The organism is Pantoea sp. EABMAA-21, from assembly GCF_030053335.1.
Lineage (GTDB): Bacteria > Pseudomonadota > Gammaproteobacteria > Enterobacterales > Enterobacteriaceae > Pantoea > Pantoea communis.
Window position 1 is genome coordinate 206,683 of the sequence record NZ_JASGBX010000005.1, and the last position, 16,922, is coordinate 223,604.

Sequence of the window (16,922 nt, forward strand, 5' to 3'; positions counted from 1 at the left end):
TGAATAAAATTCATGATCGGGTGCTCGTTCTTCCATTTTACTCAATGGCGGCACGTGCCTGGGCCATCTGGCTTTCGGAAAGTGGCAAATAACCGGCTTCAGTTACTCGGCGCTGCCCTTCAGGTGATAACACCTGATGCAGAAACGCATTCACCAGCGGCGGCAGCGGTTTGCCCGGCGCTTTATTGACGTAAATATAGAGCGGACGCGACCACGGATAGCGGCCGCTGCGAATGGTTTCGGCGTCCGGCATCACGCTATCACCGCTGGCAGTGACGATGGGCACCATCTTCACGCCGCTTAAGTGAAAACCAAAACTGGCATAACCAATGCTGTTGGGTGTTGCCGCGACGGCCTGCACCACCGCCGCCGAGCCGGGAAACTCCGCGACGTCTGAGCGGAAATCCCCTTTACACAGCGCCTGCTGTTTGAAGAAGCCCCAGGTACCTGATGCCGAATTACGGCCAAAACGCTGAATACTGCGTCGCGCCCAATCTCCCTGGTTGAGGCCAAGATCGCCCCAGTGCTGCGGCACCGAGTGCGCACCACACAGACGAGTGACAGAGAAAAGGGCATCGAGTTGCGGTTGATCGATACGCGTTAGCGGGTTGTCCTGATTGACCACCACCACCAGCGCATCCATCGCCACCGGCACCGCCAGCGGGGGATAGCCGTAGCGCGTGGTAAACAGTTGGCGTTCATCAATTTGCATCGGGCGGCTCATCGCCCCGAGCTGGGCAGCGCCTGCCGCCAGCGCGGTGGGTGCGGTTGAGGATCCAGCCGCCTGTACCTGAACGTTAACGCCCGGTGACTGGCGGCTGAAATCCTCGCCCCATAAGGTCATCAGATAGCCGAGGGTGTCGGAACCGACGCTGCTCAAATTGCCGGTGAGCATGGTTTGTTGGCTTTGTGCCAGCGTAGAGCACAGCAGCAACGTGAACAGCAACAGCGATCTCATCAGGTCTTCCGCAAATCAGGTCAGGAACATTGAACTGCACATTCTGTCGCGCCGCGATTCATCACGCAATCAATTGCGCCACTTCATCGTGCTTAACTGACCTTACTGTGCACGCTCTTCGCCACAATCAAACGTGGCGGCAGCACGAACCTAAAACAGGTTTCCTGATGCGGAATACTGGTGATTTCCAGCCGTGCATTATGGTGACTCAATGCATGCTTAACGATCGCCAGCCCTAAGCCACTGCCGCCGGTGGCGCGCGATCGGGCTTTATCCACCCGATAGAAACGCTCGGTGAGGCGCGGTAAATGCTCCTCGCTGATCCCCGGTCCGTTATCGCACACTTTGAACTCCGCGCCCTCTTTGGTGCGCAGCCAGCTGATATCCAGGCGCGTCCCTTCCGGCGTGTGATTCACCGCGTTGTACACCAGATTAGAAATGGCGCTGCGCAGCTGTTCATCATTACCGAAGACTTTGAGGTGCGGATCGGTGCGGAAATGGATGCTGTGTCGCCCCTGGCTCAGCGTTTCCGCCTCGCGCTGCAACAGTTGCAGCATGCCCGGAACATCCACCGTCTCTTTGAGATCGATAGCCGGTGCGGCCTCGATACGCGACAAGGTCAGCAACTGTTTCACCAGGCTATCCATGCGACGCGTTTGCTCCTGCATGGTATGCAACGCCTTGCCGCGCGTGCGCTCGTTCATCGTCGCATCGTCCATCATCTCCAGATAGCCCTGTAGCACCGTTAACGGCGTACGCAGTTCATGACTGACGTTGGCAAAGAAGTTACGCCGCGCCCCTTCCAGCTGGTGCATTTGGGTGACATCGCGCGCCACCATCAACCACTGCCCTTCGCTGTAGGGCATCACACGGAATTCCATATGATGTTGATTGTTCAGCACCAGCGTCAGCGGCTTGTCAAAATCGCGTTGGCGGATATAGCGGGAAAACTCAGGATAGCGTAGTAAATTGAGGATGTTCTGGCCATTATCTTCCGGCCAGCGCAGCCCAAGATGCTGTTGTGCCAGCCCGTTGCACCAGAAAATGGTGCCCTCTTCGGTGGTCAGGATCACTGCATCGGGCAGGGATTCGGCGCCGCTACGAAAGCGCTTAATCAGGTTACCCAACTCACGACGACGACGGCGGTTACGCAGTTGCATCTGGTACAAGCCGTAGAACAAGGGCTCCCAGCTACCGCGCCCGGCGGGTGGCGTCATAGAACGATCGACCCACAGCCAGTGCGACAGACGCATCAGATTTCTAAAGTGCCAAAACATCACACCTGACACCGCGATCAGCAGTAGCCAGGGCAGATAACCGAACAACAGACCAAGCACCAGCGCGGGCAAACAGACCAGCGCCAGCTCAGTCAATAATCTCTTCCAGGAGAGTCGTTCCAGCACGGTAAAAGACTCCGTTTAGTAGCGGGCAGAGAAACGATACCCTGTTCCGCGTACGGTTTGAACCATGCGATCGTGGCCAGTTACTTCCAGTGCTTTACGTAAACGACGGATATGCACATCAACGGTACGATCTTCAACGTAGACGTTGGTGCCCCATACGTGGTTCAGCAGTTGTTCACGGCTGTAAACACGCTCCGGATGCGTCATAAAGAAGTGCAGCAATTTATATTCGGTGGGTCCCATTTCCAGCGGGGTACTTTCCGACATCACGCGATGCGAGGAAGGATCGAGGCTCAGACCCTGCATCTCAATCACCTCTTCCACCGCCATCGGTGAAATACGGCGCATCACCGCTTTGATACGTGCCATCAGCTCTTTCGGTGAGAAAGGCTTGGTGATGTAGTCATCGGCGCCGACTTCCAGACCGCGTACGCGATCTTCTTCTTCACCGCGTGCCGTCAGCATCATCACCGGGATGTCGCGCGTCATGGCTTCACGTTTCAAATGTTTAATAAACTGAATACCGCTGCCGCCAGGCAACATCCAATCCAGCAGAATTAAATCAGGCCAGGGTTCGATCAGCTTACCAATCGCGCTGTCATAGTCTTCTGCCTCAATAGGCTGGTAATCATTCTGTTCCAGCACGAAACATAACATTTCACGGATGGGAGCTTCGTCTTCCACAACCAAAATGCGCTTAGCCATTATAACTCCTGCTTTTGTGACAATAGGTCACTGGGATTTGCGGCGCCATTATGCGTCAGTTTTATGACACTTTTATGAAAAACCCTCCCTATGATAGATAGTGATAAAACAGAAATGTGACAACGACTATCGCTTTTTTTTCTTTGCGATCTGAAGAGGTTATAATTCGCCTTCGCTTAACGAAGCAGGGAGTATTCATGCGCATCATTCACACCGCGGATTGGCATCTTGGTCAGTTCTTTTACAGCAAAAGCCGGGCGGCCGAGCATCAAGCCTTCCTCGACTGGCTGCTGGCACAGATTACGCAGCATCAGGTGGATGCCTTAATCATCGCGGGAGACCTGTTTGATACCGGTTCGCCACCGAGCTATGCGCGTGAAATGTTTAACCGCTTCGTGGTGGCGCTACAGCCAACGCACTGTGAATTGATTGTGCTGGCGGGCAACCATGATTCTGTCGCTACCCTGAATGAATCACGCGAGTTACTCGCCTGTTTAAATACGCGAGTGATCACCAGCGCCACACCACAGGGCGAACAGCAGGTGCTGACGCTGCATCAACGCGATGGCACGCCGGGCGCACTGCTGTGCGCGATTCCCTATTTACGTCCGCGCGATATTTTGCGCAGCCAGGCGGGACAATCCGGGCGCGAGAAGCAGATCTCACTGCTGGAAGCGATTGAGCAGCATTATCAACAGTGTTATGCCGCAGCGCTGGCCGAGCGGGCAGATCGCGCACTTCCCATCATTGCCACCGGTCATCTCACCACCGTTGGCGTGACCAAAAGCGACTCGGTGCGCGATATCTATATCGGCACGCTGGATGCCTTCCCGGCGCAGGCGTTTCCCGCCGCGGATTACATTGCCCTGGGCCATATTCACCGTGCCCAGCGCATTGCTGATAGCGATCATATTCGCTACAGCGGTTCACCGATTCCGCTCAGCTTTGATGAATTAGGTCGCGAGAAAAGCGTGTTCCTGCTGGAGTTCAGCGCTCAGCTGGATAGCGTCACTCCCCTCCCGATCCCGCAGTTCCAGCCGATGCAGATGTTGAAAGGCTCAATGGCGGAGATCGAACAACAGCTGGGCGAATTTAGCGAGGGAGATCGCGAGCAGCCCGTCTGGCTTGATATTGAAATCAATACGCAAGAATATCTCAGCGATTTGCAGCGCCGCGTTGAGCAACTGACCGAAGCCCTGCCGGTGGACGTGCTGCTGGTGCGCCGCAGCCGCGAACAGCGTCAGCGCAGCCTGGCACGCATGGATAATGAAACGCTAAGCGAATTGAAAGTCGAAGAAGTGTTCGCCCGCCGTCTGGCGCAGGAAGATCAGTTAGATGCCGAACAAGCCGAGCAACTCACCCAACTGTTCCGCACCACCCTCGCCGCGCTGGAGAACCCGTCCGCATGAAAATCCTGACGTTACGCTTTAAAAACCTCAATGCGCTGCGCGGTGAATGGTTTATCGATTTCCGCCGTGAACCCTTTGCCAGCAACGGATTATTTGCCATAACCGGCGCGACCGGCGCGGGGAAAACCACCTTGCTGGATGCCATTTGCCTGGCGCTTTATCACCAGACGCCGCGCCTTGGCGTGCTATCCCAGACGCAAAACGAACTGATCACCCGTGACACCGCCGAATGTCTGGCAGAAGTGGAATTTGAGATCAAAGGCGAAGCCTGGCGCGCCTTTTGGAGCCAGAACCGCGCACGCGGCCAGGCGGATGGCAAATTGCAGGCACCGCGTGTCGAGCTGGCGCGCGTGGCGGATAACCAGATTGTGGCCGATAAGGTGGGTGACAAACTCAAGCTCATCGAAACCCTTTCTGGCCTCGATTTTGACCGTTTCACCCGTTCAATGATGCTGTCGCAAGGCCAGTTCGCTGCCTTCCTCAACGCCAAGCCGGGCGAACGCGCCGAACTGCTGGAAGAACTCACCGGCACCGAAATTTACGGCCAAATCTCGATGCAGATTTACGAGCGCTGGCGCACCGCACGCAGCGATCTGGAGACACTGCGCGCCCGCGCTGGCGGCATGATGCTGCTGGATGAGACGCGTCGCACAGAGCTGATGCAGCAGGTTGAAGCCTTAACGGCGCAGGAAAAAACGCTGAGCGAGCAGCTTGAGCAAGCGCAACAGCAACAACAGTGGCTGACGCACTCGCAACAGCTGGCGCAGGAGCAGCAGCAAGTCGAACAGGCGAACCTGGATGCCGAACAGGCATGGCAGCGGGCGGAAAGCGATCGCCAACGCCTGGCACGCGCGGAACCGGCTGAAAAGCTGCGAGAAAAACTTCAGCAGCGTGAGCAGTTGCAACAAGATTACCAGCTCGCAACCCAGCAGGCGCAGCAGCTCCACACGCAGCAGCAAAATGCGCAAACCGCGCTGCAGCAGGGTGAAAAAAGTTATCAGGCGGCACAACAGGAGCGTGAGCAAGCACTCGCCGATCAGCAGCAGCTGGAAACCTTGCTTACCGAACAGGTGATTCCGCTCGACCAACAGCTCGCCAGCCGAGCACAGCAGTTGGCGGAGCAGCAGCGCCTGCATGCGCAACAGTCACAGACAGTGCAGCAAAGCCAGATCGCGCTCAGTCAGCATCTGCTAACACGTGAGCGCTTACAACAGCAGCTGGCAGAACAGCAGACATTTCGCAGCCGTGAAGCGGCGGTAGCAGACTGGGGGCCAGAACTGACGCGCTGGCAAGCTGATATCGCCCGTTTCGATGAACGCGAGCAGGCGCTGACACAACTTCGTGCGCAACAGCAGCAGCAAAACGCGCAGCTGACCCAGCAGCAGCAGGTGATTGCCGAAGGTAATCGCAGGTTACAACCTCTGCAGCAGGCTGAGACGCAGGCCAGCCAGCAACGTCAGCAAGCGGAGCAGGTACTCACTTCACTTGAGACTGAAATCAGCAGCACCTCACTGCGTGACGCGCTGACACAGCATCAACAGCAGCGCGCGGCACGCCACCAGCTCAGCTTACTGGCGGCGCGCTGGCAATCGTTGCAGCCGCAGTTGCAACAGCGGCAACAAAAACTCACGCTGTTACAGCAACAGCATCAGCAAGACGAACGCGCTTTGCAGGCACTGCGCGACGATTACAAACGTGAGAACCAGACGCTGCTCGATCTGCGCAAAATCTGCGAGCTGGAGCGCACCATTGCACAGTTGGCTGATGAACGCGCCCGGCTGCAGCCCGATCAGCCCTGCCCGCTGTGCGGTTCGTGCCAGCATCCGGCTATTGCGCAGTATCAGCAATTACAACCGGGTGAAAACCAGCAGCGGCTGGCGGCACAGGAAGCGCGGGTTAACAAGCTCAAAGAATCAGGCACGGCGAAAAGTGAACAGCACAAGCTGTCGCTGCAGCAGCAGCAGGTGCTGCAACAGGAGATTGCCGAATTCGAACAGCAACTCGCGGTGGCGCGCGAGCAGTGGCAAGCTTTCAGCGGTGAGCTGGCACTTACCTGCACGTTAGATCAGCAGGAAGTCTTTACGGCGTGGCAACAGCAGCAGGATGCGCAGGAAGCCACGCAGCAGCAGCAACTGCAGCAGCGCGAAAATGCGGCGCGAGCGTTACAACAGGCCAAAGACGCGCATCTGGTACAGCAACAACAGTGGCAGCAGCAGCATAGCGCACAACTGCTGGCACAACAGCAACTTAACAACCTGCAGCAAGCGCTGGATGAACTTAATCAGCGGGAAACTCAGGAACATAGCGCCTGGCAGCAGTTAGCGCAGCAACTGGAACAGCAGCTTACGGCACATCAGTTTGCGCTGCCCGAACGCGATGCCCGTGCCAGTTGGCTGGCTACGTTGCAGCAGCGCTGGCAAGCCTGGCAGCAGAGTGAGCGCTTGCTGGCTGAGTTACAGCCGCAACTGGCTAAAGCCGACAGCGAGCAGAACAACCTGCAAAGCAACCTGACGCGCGAGCAGCAGCAGCTGGAGACATTGCAGCACGCGCTCAGCAGCCTGCAACAGCAGCACGCAGAACAGCAGCAGCAGCGTCAGCAACTGTTTGGCGATCGTCAGGTGAGCGTTGCGCGTCAGCAGCAGCAGGCCTTGCTGCAACAGTGCGAACAGGCGCTGGCGCAGCAGTTACAACTGTGGCAGCAGGCACAAAGCCAGCTGCACAGCCTGAATGGTCAGTGTGAGCAAATTGATAGCCAAATTCAGGCCATGCATCTGCGTATGCAGGCGGCAGAAACGGCGTTTAACAGCGCACTCCAGCAGAGCGCCTTCGCCGACGAGCAGGCATTGCGCAGCGCGTTGCTGGACGAACAGGACATTCAGCATCTGCGCCAGCATCTGCAAGCCCTGGAGCAACAGCGTCAGCAGCAGATTACCCTGCACCAACAGCTGGCGCAGCGCGTCACTGCCCATCAGCAACAGCGCCCTGCCACGCTAAGTGACGAAGTGGCGGCGGGTATTGCTGAACAGCTGGAATCCCTGCGTCTGGCCCTGCGCGACAATGCCCGTCAGCAGGGTGAAGCGCAGCAGCAGTTGCACAGTGATGCCCAACAGCGTCAGCAGCAGCAATCATTACTGACGCAGATTGCCAATGACGAGGTGGAGTTGACGCAACTGGGTCGCCTGAATGATTTAATCGGTTCAGCCAAAGGCGATAAATTCCGCCGCTTCGCCCAGGGATTAACGCTCGATCATCTGGTATGGCTGGCGAACCGTCAGCTGGATCGCTTACACGGACGCTATTTACTGCAGCGCCGCGTGACGGATGAGCTGGAGCTGGAAGTGGTCGATACCTGGCAGGCCGACGCCACGCGCGACACCCGCACGCTGTCCGGCGGCGAAAGCTTCCTGGTGAGTCTGGCACTGGCGCTGGCGCTGTCTGATTTGGTCAGCCACAAAACGCGCATTGAATCACTGTTCCTGGATGAAGGCTTCGGCACGCTGGACGCCGAAACACTCGACACCGCGCTGGATGCCCTCGACGCATTGAACGCCAGCGGTAAAACCATCGGCGTGATCAGCCACGTTGAAGCGATGAAAGAGCGGATTCCGGTGCAGATCAGGGTGCGGAAGATGAATGGACTGGGTTACAGCAAGCTGGAGTTGCCGGGGGAATAAACGTCCGTCCCGCCATCAAATGAGCCTCTTTTCACAGGGTGCGGCTGTCTGGCCGCACCTGATATTCAGCTGTGCGTCGTGCGAGCCATTGAGCGAAAAATTCTGGATCTAATCAGAGTCAGAGAAATGCCATAGCAATCCCCCTACTGCTCGGTAAACTGGCCACCATGTTTTGCAAATCCGGGCAAATTGATGAACGTATTTCGCCGTATTGCTGGCACATTGTTGTTGAGTACCCTACTCAGCGCCTGCCAGCATGCCCCATCGCATCCCATGGAAAGTATGACCAACCTGTGCCAGCCACAGAGCGAACCGGGCAGCGCATCCTGCAAATGGACTGATGAGATGCAGCGACAGCTCAACCGGCAATTTTCCGATGCGGCACATTACGCGGGACAGCAATGTATGGTGCGACTGGAGTGGCAAAACAGCGGGCGCTATGCAGTCACGCAGACGCAAGGTGATGAAACCCTGTGCCTGCGCGCCTGGCAGTTGATTGGTCAGTCGAAAGGATTACCGCCGCCACCGGATCGCACCCAACCCGCGTGGTTCGGCTTTGCGCCGCATCAGGCTAACTCGCCAGCCCATCCTGTCGCCACTGGCGCGGGCTGATGCCAAACCAGCGCCGGAAAGCGCGTGAAAACGCACTGACTTCGGAATAGCCCAGCAGCAGCGCCATCTCCGAGATGGGTAGCTGCTTCTGTTGAAGATAATGCGTGGCCATTTCGCAACGCACTTTATCCACCAGCGCGGTGAAGCTGATGCCCTCTTCGCGCAGCCGCCGTTGCAACGACCAGCTCGACAGCCCCATTTTATCCGCGATCTCTTCCAGCACCGGTTCGCCCTGCATCAACGATAAGTTGACCTGCGAACGCGCCTGCTCCACCACGCTTTGCAGTGAAGCGCTGCTATTCAGACGACGGATGGCATCTTGCATCACCATTAACAACATCGGATCCTGCTCTGGCATGGTGCGCAGCAGATCGCGTTTGGGGATCAGCAGTGAGTTGAACGGTTGATCGAACCACACTGGCGCATCAAACACTTTGCAGTGCTCGTGCCACTGCTCCGGCCGGGGATGCTCAAAATGCACCTCGCGCGGCGCCCAGTTTTTGCCGGCCACGTGACGGATCAGATTGAGGAACATGCCGAGCGTCAATTCCGCATCCTGCCGACGTGAGAGGATCGCCCCGTGTCGCACCTGATAATCCAGCCGCCAGCAGTCGCCTTTATCGACCAGGCGCGTCAGCGTATCGTGCTGATGCCAGGGGAAAGCATTCACCACGTTGTGCAGCGCCTGCTCCAGCGTCGGTGAGCATAAGCCGATATAGCCAATCAGCCCTAATGACTGCGGTTTGAACTGCTTGCCGTAATGCAAACCGAAGTTATCAAAACCAGAGTGGCGCGCCGCTTCTTCCATCACTCGGCAATAGTTGACCAGACCAAGGCTGAGCGTCGGGCTGGCCAGCAGTTCGGAATCAATGCCGCTGATACCAAAAATACGATCAACATCGCCGCCTTTGTCGGTGATAAAGGTGCTTAAGCCGGTTGCAGCTGCTGCCAGCACGCCACGGTTGTTGGCTTGTGCCGAGAACGAGCTGTACGCTTCAGAAGGAGTCATCAGTGATTGCATCGGAACCTCACAGGGATCGCGCGAGTGAAACTAATGGTGGGATCCAGCAAGATTCGTACCATGACGCTTGAAGAGGCCGCCATCAATGATGACCCGACTAGATTCGGTATCCTTTATCAGCGTGCGCGTTGATGCGCACCTTGCTAAAGGTCCGGTGTCATGCCGAAGCCTGTGCAGTGATGCGCATCTGGCTAAGCGCAGCTCAAGGATACGGAGGCATTCCGTTGCGCCCCGCTCACGCTCAGCACACAACATCAAGGAGCGATTGATGGCGCAACGGCGTGAAAGTCACCCCCAGAGATCGCAATAAATTGCGCCGCTACGACGCACTGCTGCCCGCTACTGGTGCAACTCAAACGCCAACCGGCAGCTGATTGGTTTCCAGATAGCGACGGCATAGACGCACCGAGTGATCGGCCCAACGCGGCCCCAGGCTCAGCGCCATCTCGGTGTCTGCATGGGTGCCCATCCATGCGGTCATCTGGATACGACGTTGAATCAACAGCGTCGGCACCAGCGCCATCTCCTCATCAGTGATGTGCGCCACACGCTCGTAGCCCTGGATCCAGTTATCCACCCATTCGGCGGCACGCGGATGATGCTCAACAAAACTGATCGCCGCCGCCAGATCGTGCAGATACCAGCCCATGCCGCAGTCATCAAAATCGATCACCCGGGTTTCACCTTTGTGCAGCAGCAAATTGGTGAGGCGCAGATCAGCGTGGATCAAGCCATAACGATCCTGTCCTTTACCAAAGCCCTGCAACGCTTGCCCGACCCGCGCTACCGCTTCAGCGACAATGCCATGATCGGCAGGATTGAGATTGGGCGCATCCTGCCAGCGGCCCCAGTGGCTGTGATCGCTGACCATGGTGTGATGATCCCAAATGATACGCTGGAAGCCAGCCGGTTTTTGCCAGCTGCGACTGTGCTGATGCAGGCGCGCAGTGATGTGCCCGAGCTGCTGGAACGCTTTGGGATCGACCTCGGTGGTGGGCATCTCGCCCTCGATCCAGTGGAACAGTACTGCGTGTCGCACGCCGCCATCGGGCATGCCTATTGTCAGCACCGTTTCGCCATCACTGGCCGGGATCGCCTGCGGCACCATAATGCCAATCTCACGCAGCGCGTCGAGCCACAGCAGCTCGCTCTGGATATCCGCTTTGCTGTGATAGTCAGGTCGATGCAGGCGCAACGCATAACGCTTACCGCCCGCCAGCAACAGGAAGGTGGCGTTCTCCGAGCGACAAAGTAGCTTCAGCTCGCCCTGCAAGGGCGCGGGATAACAGGCCAGCGCCTGCTGTGCCAGTACGGTGGTTTCCGCATCAGTAAGGGTATCGGATTGTTTGGCGCTCATTCATCTGTCTCCAGCATCAATCTTAAAGGAAGCAAGTGTTATCAGCATGGGATGACAGCGTTCTGACTGCTTGACCGCAGATAACCCAAAGTTGACCGCAGCGTACATCTGGCACTTTTCTTGCCTCAGAGTTGACCGTGGAGGACAAAACTCACTGCGCCTGCGTCAAGTTTTCCCGCTGCAGGCGGCGGCATTATCACTTCACTGTAGTGCATAGAACAAAACAGCGCGGTGCAGCCGCCGCACAACAATCACGACGGGGAGACGATTATGACGAGTAAGCTCAAACCCACGCTGGGCACTCTGCATTTGTGGGGTATCGCGGTTGGACTGGTAATTTCCGGGGAGTATTTTGGCTGGAGTTATGGCTGGGGCGTAGCGGGCACGTTGGGGTTCCTGATCACTACCGCACTGATCGCCACCATGTACACCTGCTTTATTTTTAGCTTTACCGAGCTGACCACCGCCATTCCACACGCCGGTGGCCCGTTTGCTTACAGTCGCCGCGCCTTTGGTGAAACCGGTGGTTTGATTGCCGGTCTGGCGACGCTGATTGAGTTTGTGTTCGCCCCACCGGCGATTGCCATGGCGATCGGTGCTTATCTCAACGTGCAGTACCCGGATCTCAACCCGAAAACCGCTGCGGTCGGCGCTTATCTGGTTTTCATGACCCTCAATATCCTCGGCGTGAAGCTGGCGGCGATGTTTGAACTGGTGGTGACGGTGCTGGCGGTGCTGGAACTGCTGGTGTTTATGGGCGTAGTGTCGCCGGGCTTCAGTATCGCCAATTTTGCCGCTAACGGTTGGGCGGGAAGCGATCATTTCGGTATGCCAGCCCTTTCCGGCATCTTCGCGGCTATTCCTTTTGCCATCTGGTTCTTCCTCGCCATTGAAGGCGCCGCCATGGCCGCCGAAGAGGCCAAAGATCCGAAGCGCACCATTCCCAAAGCTTACATCACCGGGATTCTGACGCTGGTGGTACTGGCGATTGGCGTGATGCTGCTGGCGGGCGGCGCAGGCGACTGGCGTAAACTGTCTGACATCAACGATCCGTTGCCGCAGGCGATGAAGATGATCGTCGGCGAGCATTCAAACTGGATGCATATGCTGGTGTGGATTGGCTTATTCGGACTGGTCGCCAGCTTCCACGGCATTATCCTCGGCTATTCACGTCAATTCTTTGCCCTGGCGCGCGCCGGTTATCTGCCGCAGGGTCTGGCGAAACTGTCACGTTTCCAGACGCCGCATCGCGCCATTATTGCCGGTGGCGTAATTGGTATCGCGGCAATCTACAGTGATGGTCTGATCAACCTGCAGGGCATGACGCTGACGGCGGCGATGATCACCATGGCAGTATTTGGCGCCATCGTGATGTACCTGATGAGTATGCTGAGCCTGTTCAAATTGCGCCGCACCGCACCCGACATGGAACGCAGCTTCCGCGCGCCGGGTTATCCGATTATTCCCGGTATCGCGCTGGTGCTGTCACTGGTGTGTCTGATTGCCATGCTGTGGTTCAACCCGGTGATTGGCGGCCTGTTCGTGGGGATTATGGTGGTGGGATATATTTACTTCCTCGCGACCAAAACTCAGCGTCAGAATGCGCCGCAGGATGCGATGTTGATGGGTGAGTAATCGCGGGACCAGAGGGCGCAAAACTGCGCCCCTGTCCAAAGGTCGCTATTGAGGCGACCTTTTTTCTAGGATTTCAGCGGCCACAACCATGCCGCACCGCGCACACCGCTTGAATCGCCGTGCACCGCTTTCAGCACTGGCGTTTCGCACTCGCGGCCAAACACCCACTGCTTCATCAGGGCTGGCACTGTCTGATACAGGCGATCGTTATTACTCATCCCGCCGCCCAGCACGATCACATCCGGATCGAGCAAATTCACTACCTGCGCCAGCGACTTAGCTAAGCGCATTTCGTAACGGCTCATCGCCAGCTCTGCTACCGGATCCTGCTGCTCAATCAGTTTGATGATCTCTGCGCCCTTCAATGCTTTACCGCTCAAACGCTGATAATCGATGGCAAAGCCGGTACCCGATACAAAGGTTTCAATACAGCCCTGCAAACCGCAATAGCAAGGTACTTCTTCGCGATGGCGAAGTTCATCTTCATCCATCCACGGCAAAGGATTGTGGCCCCACTCGCCCGCATTACCATTGCCGCCAATGCGCGATTCACCGCCAATCGCCACGCCCGCGCCCGAACCGGTGCCGATGATCACCGCGAACACCAACGGCTGACCCGCGCCTGCACCATCCACCGCTTCGGAAACCGCTAAACAATTCGCGTCATTGGCGATGCGCACGTCACGATTCAGCGCCTGCGCCAAATCCTTGTCCAGCGGCTGTCCATTCAGCCAGGTGGAGTTGGCGTTTTTTACCCGCTGGGTGTACGGCGAAATCGTGCCGGGAATGCCAATGCCCACCGTGCCTTTTTCCCCGGTTTTCTCCTCTGCCAGCAGCACTAAATCCACAATCGCCTGGACTGTGGCGGCATAGTCATCGCGCGGGGTATTGACGCGGTGACGGAACAGCTCTTGCCCCTGATCGGAGAGCGCAATCACTTCAATCTTGGTACCGCCTAAATCAATCCCAATACGCACGATTTATTCCTCATTATTCGTTCAGGTGACAGATACAGTAGAAGGCTGAATCGGGAAAGGCAATGAAACCAATCCGATGTTTCGCTATCATGCGCGCTGACTTTGAGACTTGTGCGCCCGATCGCACCCACGGTAAGGAATCCCGATGTTGTGGTTTAAAAATATGATGGTTTATCGTCTGAATCGTGACATCCCGCTGTCCGCAGACGATCTGGAAAAACAGCTCGACGCCTTCACGTTTTCGCCGTGCGGCAGCCAGGATATGGCGAAAACCGGCTGGGTGTCACCGATGGGCAACCGCGGCGAAGCGCTGACGCATGAAATCAACGGCCAGATCGTGATTTGCGCCCGCACTGAGCAGAAGATCCTGCCTTCGCCGGTGGTGAAGCAGGCGCTGGAAGCGAAGATCGACAAGCTGGAAGCGGAACAGAGCCGCAAGCTGAAGAAGACCGAGAAAGACTCGCTTAAAGATGAAGTGCTGCATAGCCTGCTGCCACGCGCGTTTAGCCGTTTCAGTCAGACGTTTATGTGGATCGACACCGTGAACAACCTGATCATTGTCGATTGCGCCAGCGCTAAAAAAGCAGAAGACACCCTGGCGCTGTTGCGTAAAAGCATCGGTTCGCTGCCGGTGGTGCCGCTAACGCTGGAAACCCCGATTGAGCTGACGCTGACCGAATGGGTGCGTTCTGGTGAATTGCCGGCCGGTTTCGCGCTGATGGATGAAGCAGAGCTGAAAGCGATTCTGGAAGACGGCGGCGTGATCCGGTGTAAGAAACAGGATCTGATCTCCGATGAGATCGCCACCCACATCGAAGCTGGCAAAGTGGTGACCAAACTGGCTCTGGACTGGCAGGAGCGTATTCAGCTGGTGATTGCCGACGATGCCTCGATCAAGCGTCTGAAGTTCAGCGACACGTTGCGTGAGCAGAATGACGACATCGACCGCGATGATTTTGCCCAGCGTTTTGATGCCGATTTCACCCTGATGACCGGCGAACTGGCCGCGTTGATCAGTAATCTGGTGGAAGCGTTAGGCGGCGAAGCCAAGCGCTGAAGCCTGAATCGTTTACCCCCCACCTGGCTACGCTGAAGCCAAAAAGAAACCGGGAATGCTAAAAGCATTCCCGGTTTAATGATGACTCATGCTGAAAGTCAGCGTTTACAGATAGCGGCACAGATAAGACGTTGGCTCAGCCACCTGCAAGTGGAATTCGCTGTGACCCGGCACGTTGAAAACCGAACCGGCTTCGTACCATTTCCACTCGGTTTCACCTGGCAGCAGCACTTTCAGTGCGCCGCTCACGACCGTCATCTCTTCCGGCTGTCCTGTACCGAAGGTGTACTCACCTTCTGCCATCACGCCAACGCTGGCACGGCCAATGGTTACGCTGTCGAAACCAATGGATTTCACTTTTCCGTCGAAATACTCACTTACGTTGAGCATGTTACTTCCTCACAGCACATTATGGTGTCTGGCAGATTACAAGGGAACTCGCTGATCTGTCACGCGAAAAAGCAATACAGATCGCGACTTGTGATCGGCCTCAGTCAGACGATCAACTCTGCCGCTAACTTCGCCACCAGCACGTTGGATAACAGTACCGGAATGCCCAGCATTTTCTGCAGGAAATCCCGGTGCTTCTGGTGATAGCCAATACAGTCGAGCACCACCACATCCGCCCCCTGCTCTTGCAGCGACAGGCCCGCCTCGATCAAATCATTCTGCTGTGCCAGATAAGGGCTGGCGACGGCAAAGCATGGCGCGCTGTTCAGATTCCGCCATTTACTGGCCTGCTCAGCGATCTGCTCTTCTACCGGCACGACAATCCCCACTTTATGTTCCTGCACGATGGCCTTGACCAACGGTGGGATAATGCGGTCCGGCTCCAGCAACAGCGCCTTTTCGGTTTTCAGCGTGCCGAATTCACCGGTGCACAGCAGCAAAATCGTATCGTAGCCCTGCTGTTCCAGCGCCGTAATCTTGCGTTGCAGTCCCTGCTCAACTTTTGGCCCCGACAGGCGCACCTGCTCGCCGGTGGTCATACGCGAAACCAGCACTTTCTCACCCGCTTCAGGCGAGAAGAACTGCTCCACCTCAGCGAGTGTCAGGCCGTCGAGTAATCCGGCGTGAGCGACTTGCTCTTCCGGTAAGTGATCCTGCAGCAGCGGCAGAATATCGCTACGCGGGGATTGACCAATCGTTAAGGTAACCAGGGACTGTTTCATCATTAAGCTTTCCGCGTACGCAGGTGACTGAGACTACCATACAAAGAGTGTAGTAATGCGTACTCTTGTTTGTCATAGAACTGACAGGTTTCACGGCCAAACTCTTTCGCCACTTCCACCGCAAACTTCACGGTCGCCGCGATATCCACTTCATGGCTGGCACCGGTGCCGCAACCTGGCACGACCGATTCCGCGCAAATCGCTACACCAACCACTGGCACATCGGTGGCGGTTGACGGCTGCAGGATGCTGTTAAGATGATACACACCGTTGCCATATGGCGTGATGTCCTGCGTGGTAATCGGGAAGGTCACCGCTGGCTGGCCGCTGGTCATCTCCATGATGCGCAACAGATCTTCTGAAACGCGCAGGATGTAACCCTCTTTCACCGTTGGCGACAGCGCGTAGCCTTTGTGATTGAGAATGCGATTACCCTTGGTGGTATCGATGGAAAGAATCGCGTCAACACCGTCGATCACTTCGTTGTCATTCATGGTGATGTCATCGCAAGGCGAATCCATGAAATCCACCGGCTCATGCGGACGGGTTGGCGCATCCGGGCAGATGTGAGTAGTGATAATCACGTCACCCGCCAGCACATCGCCTTTGGTCTGCATCTGTGCCAGCTTCAGCGCACTGCTCACCGCCGCTACTGCACCATCCGCATCCGACACCATACCGATACGCGTTGGACGCGCACCGATGCCGCCTAAACGACCGACAATGCCCAGCGTGGGTGCGGTGCCGCCTTTGCTCTTGCCCTGCGCACCAGGAATATCAATGCGCACGAAATCAGTACGCCCTTTCGGGCCGGTGACGCGCTTGAAGCTGGCGGTCACGCCTGGGTAGCCGGCAAAAAGATCCACCACCTGCTGGCCATCCACGTAGGCGCTATCGAGTAACTCAAAAACCTGCAGTGTCTGCTGTAAACTCATATTGAAT

14 protein-coding genes are annotated in these 16,922 nt (G+C 56.8%); 5 read left to right on the forward strand and 9 right to left on the reverse strand.

Annotated elements, in window-relative coordinates:
• Positions 1-37: 37 nt before the first annotated feature.
• The 3 genes from QMZ65_RS09795 to phoB all read right to left on the reverse strand — a co-directional run bounded on the left by QMZ65_RS09795 (position 38) and on the right by phoB (position 3,066).
• Complete coding sequence (locus QMZ65_RS09795; protein ID WP_045833908.1) at positions 38-958, reverse strand: PstS family phosphate ABC transporter substrate-binding protein; 921 nt, start codon at positions 956-958, stop codon at positions 38-40.
• Between the two features lie 92 nt (positions 959-1,050).
• A complete protein-coding gene (gene phoR / locus QMZ65_RS09800; protein ID WP_097117511.1) occupies positions 1,051-2,361 on the reverse strand; it encodes a phosphate regulon sensor histidine kinase PhoR in 1,311 nt (436 codons plus the stop codon).
• 15 nt (positions 2,362-2,376) lie between these two features.
• A complete protein-coding gene (gene phoB / locus QMZ65_RS09805; protein ID WP_100702243.1) occupies positions 2,377-3,066 on the reverse strand; it encodes a phosphate response regulator transcription factor PhoB in 690 nt (229 codons plus the stop codon).
• A gap of 197 nt (positions 3,067-3,263) precedes the next feature.
• On the opposite strand from phoB, the gene sbcD reads away from it, so the two are divergent.
• The 3 genes from sbcD to QMZ65_RS09820 all read left to right on the forward strand — a co-directional run bounded on the left by sbcD (position 3,264) and on the right by QMZ65_RS09820 (position 8,761).
• Positions 3,264-4,475, forward strand: coding sequence for an exonuclease subunit SbcD (sbcD, locus tag QMZ65_RS09810; protein ID WP_283215913.1), 1,212 nt, complete (start codon positions 3,264-3,266; stop codon positions 4,473-4,475).
• Positions 4,472-8,149, forward strand: a complete 3,678-nt coding sequence (locus tag QMZ65_RS09815; protein ID WP_283215914.1) for an SbcC/MukB-like Walker B domain-containing protein — start codon at positions 4,472-4,474, stop codon at positions 8,147-8,149. The genes sbcD and QMZ65_RS09815 overlap by 4 nt, the downstream gene beginning before the upstream one ends.
• Before the next feature lie 192 nt (positions 8,150-8,341).
• On the forward strand, positions 8,342-8,761 hold the full coding sequence (locus tag QMZ65_RS09820; protein ID WP_160834007.1) for a cell envelope integrity TolA C-terminal domain-containing protein: 420 nt from the start codon (positions 8,342-8,344) through the stop codon (positions 8,759-8,761).
• On the opposite strand, the gene qhpR is transcribed toward QMZ65_RS09820, so the two are convergent.
• Both qhpR and QMZ65_RS09830 read right to left on the reverse strand, forming a co-directional pair.
• The gene (gene qhpR / locus QMZ65_RS09825; RefSeq protein WP_283215915.1) at positions 8,721-9,782 is read right to left on the reverse strand and encodes an AraC-like transcriptional regulator QhpR; all 1,062 of its coding nucleotides are present in this window, start codon (positions 9,780-9,782) and stop codon (positions 8,721-8,723) included. The two genes, QMZ65_RS09820 and qhpR, sit on opposite strands and share 41 nt — an antisense overlap.
• 352 nt (positions 9,783-10,134) lie before the next feature.
• Positions 10,135-11,139 carry a phosphotransferase enzyme family protein gene (locus tag QMZ65_RS09830; RefSeq protein WP_283215916.1) on the reverse strand — a complete coding sequence of 335 codons (1,005 nt, stop codon included), beginning with the start codon at positions 11,137-11,139 and terminating at the stop codon, positions 10,135-10,137.
• Positions 11,140-11,409: 270 nt separating this feature from the next.
• Here QMZ65_RS09830 and eat point away from each other — a divergent pair, with 270 nt between their 5' ends.
• Positions 11,410-12,774, forward strand: coding sequence for an ethanolamine permease (eat, locus tag QMZ65_RS09835; RefSeq protein ID WP_034830527.1), 1,365 nt, complete (start codon positions 11,410-11,412; stop codon positions 12,772-12,774).
• A gap of 65 nt (positions 12,775-12,839) precedes the next feature.
• Here eat and mak read toward each other — a convergent pair whose 3' ends face one another.
• Entirely contained in the window at positions 12,840-13,751 is a 912-nt protein-coding gene (gene mak, locus QMZ65_RS09840) for a fructokinase (RefSeq protein WP_058961461.1), read from the reverse strand.
• A 145-nt stretch (positions 13,752-13,896) separates the two neighbouring features.
• Between mak and rdgC the strand changes: the two genes are divergently transcribed.
• Positions 13,897-14,808, forward strand: a complete 912-nt coding sequence (rdgC, locus tag QMZ65_RS09845; RefSeq protein ID WP_034830523.1) for a recombination-associated protein RdgC — start codon at positions 13,897-13,899, stop codon at positions 14,806-14,808.
• Between the two features lie 105 nt (positions 14,809-14,913).
• On the opposite strand, the gene ppnP is transcribed toward rdgC, so the two are convergent.
• The 3 genes from ppnP to QMZ65_RS09860 form a co-directional block, all read right to left on the reverse strand.
• Entirely contained in the window at positions 14,914-15,198 is a 285-nt protein-coding gene (gene ppnP, locus QMZ65_RS09850) for a pyrimidine/purine nucleoside phosphorylase (protein WP_034830521.1), read from the reverse strand.
• A 104-nt stretch (positions 15,199-15,302) separates the two neighbouring features.
• Positions 15,303-15,980, reverse strand: a complete 678-nt coding sequence (locus QMZ65_RS09855) for an AroM family protein (protein ID WP_160834046.1) — start codon at positions 15,978-15,980, stop codon at positions 15,303-15,305.
• Between the two features lie 2 nt (positions 15,981-15,982).
• Positions 15,983-16,915: a DUF1177 domain-containing protein gene (locus QMZ65_RS09860; protein WP_283215917.1), complete on the reverse strand. Its 933-nt coding sequence runs from the start codon at positions 16,913-16,915 to the stop codon at positions 15,983-15,985.
• Positions 16,916-16,922: the final 7 nt, after the last annotated feature.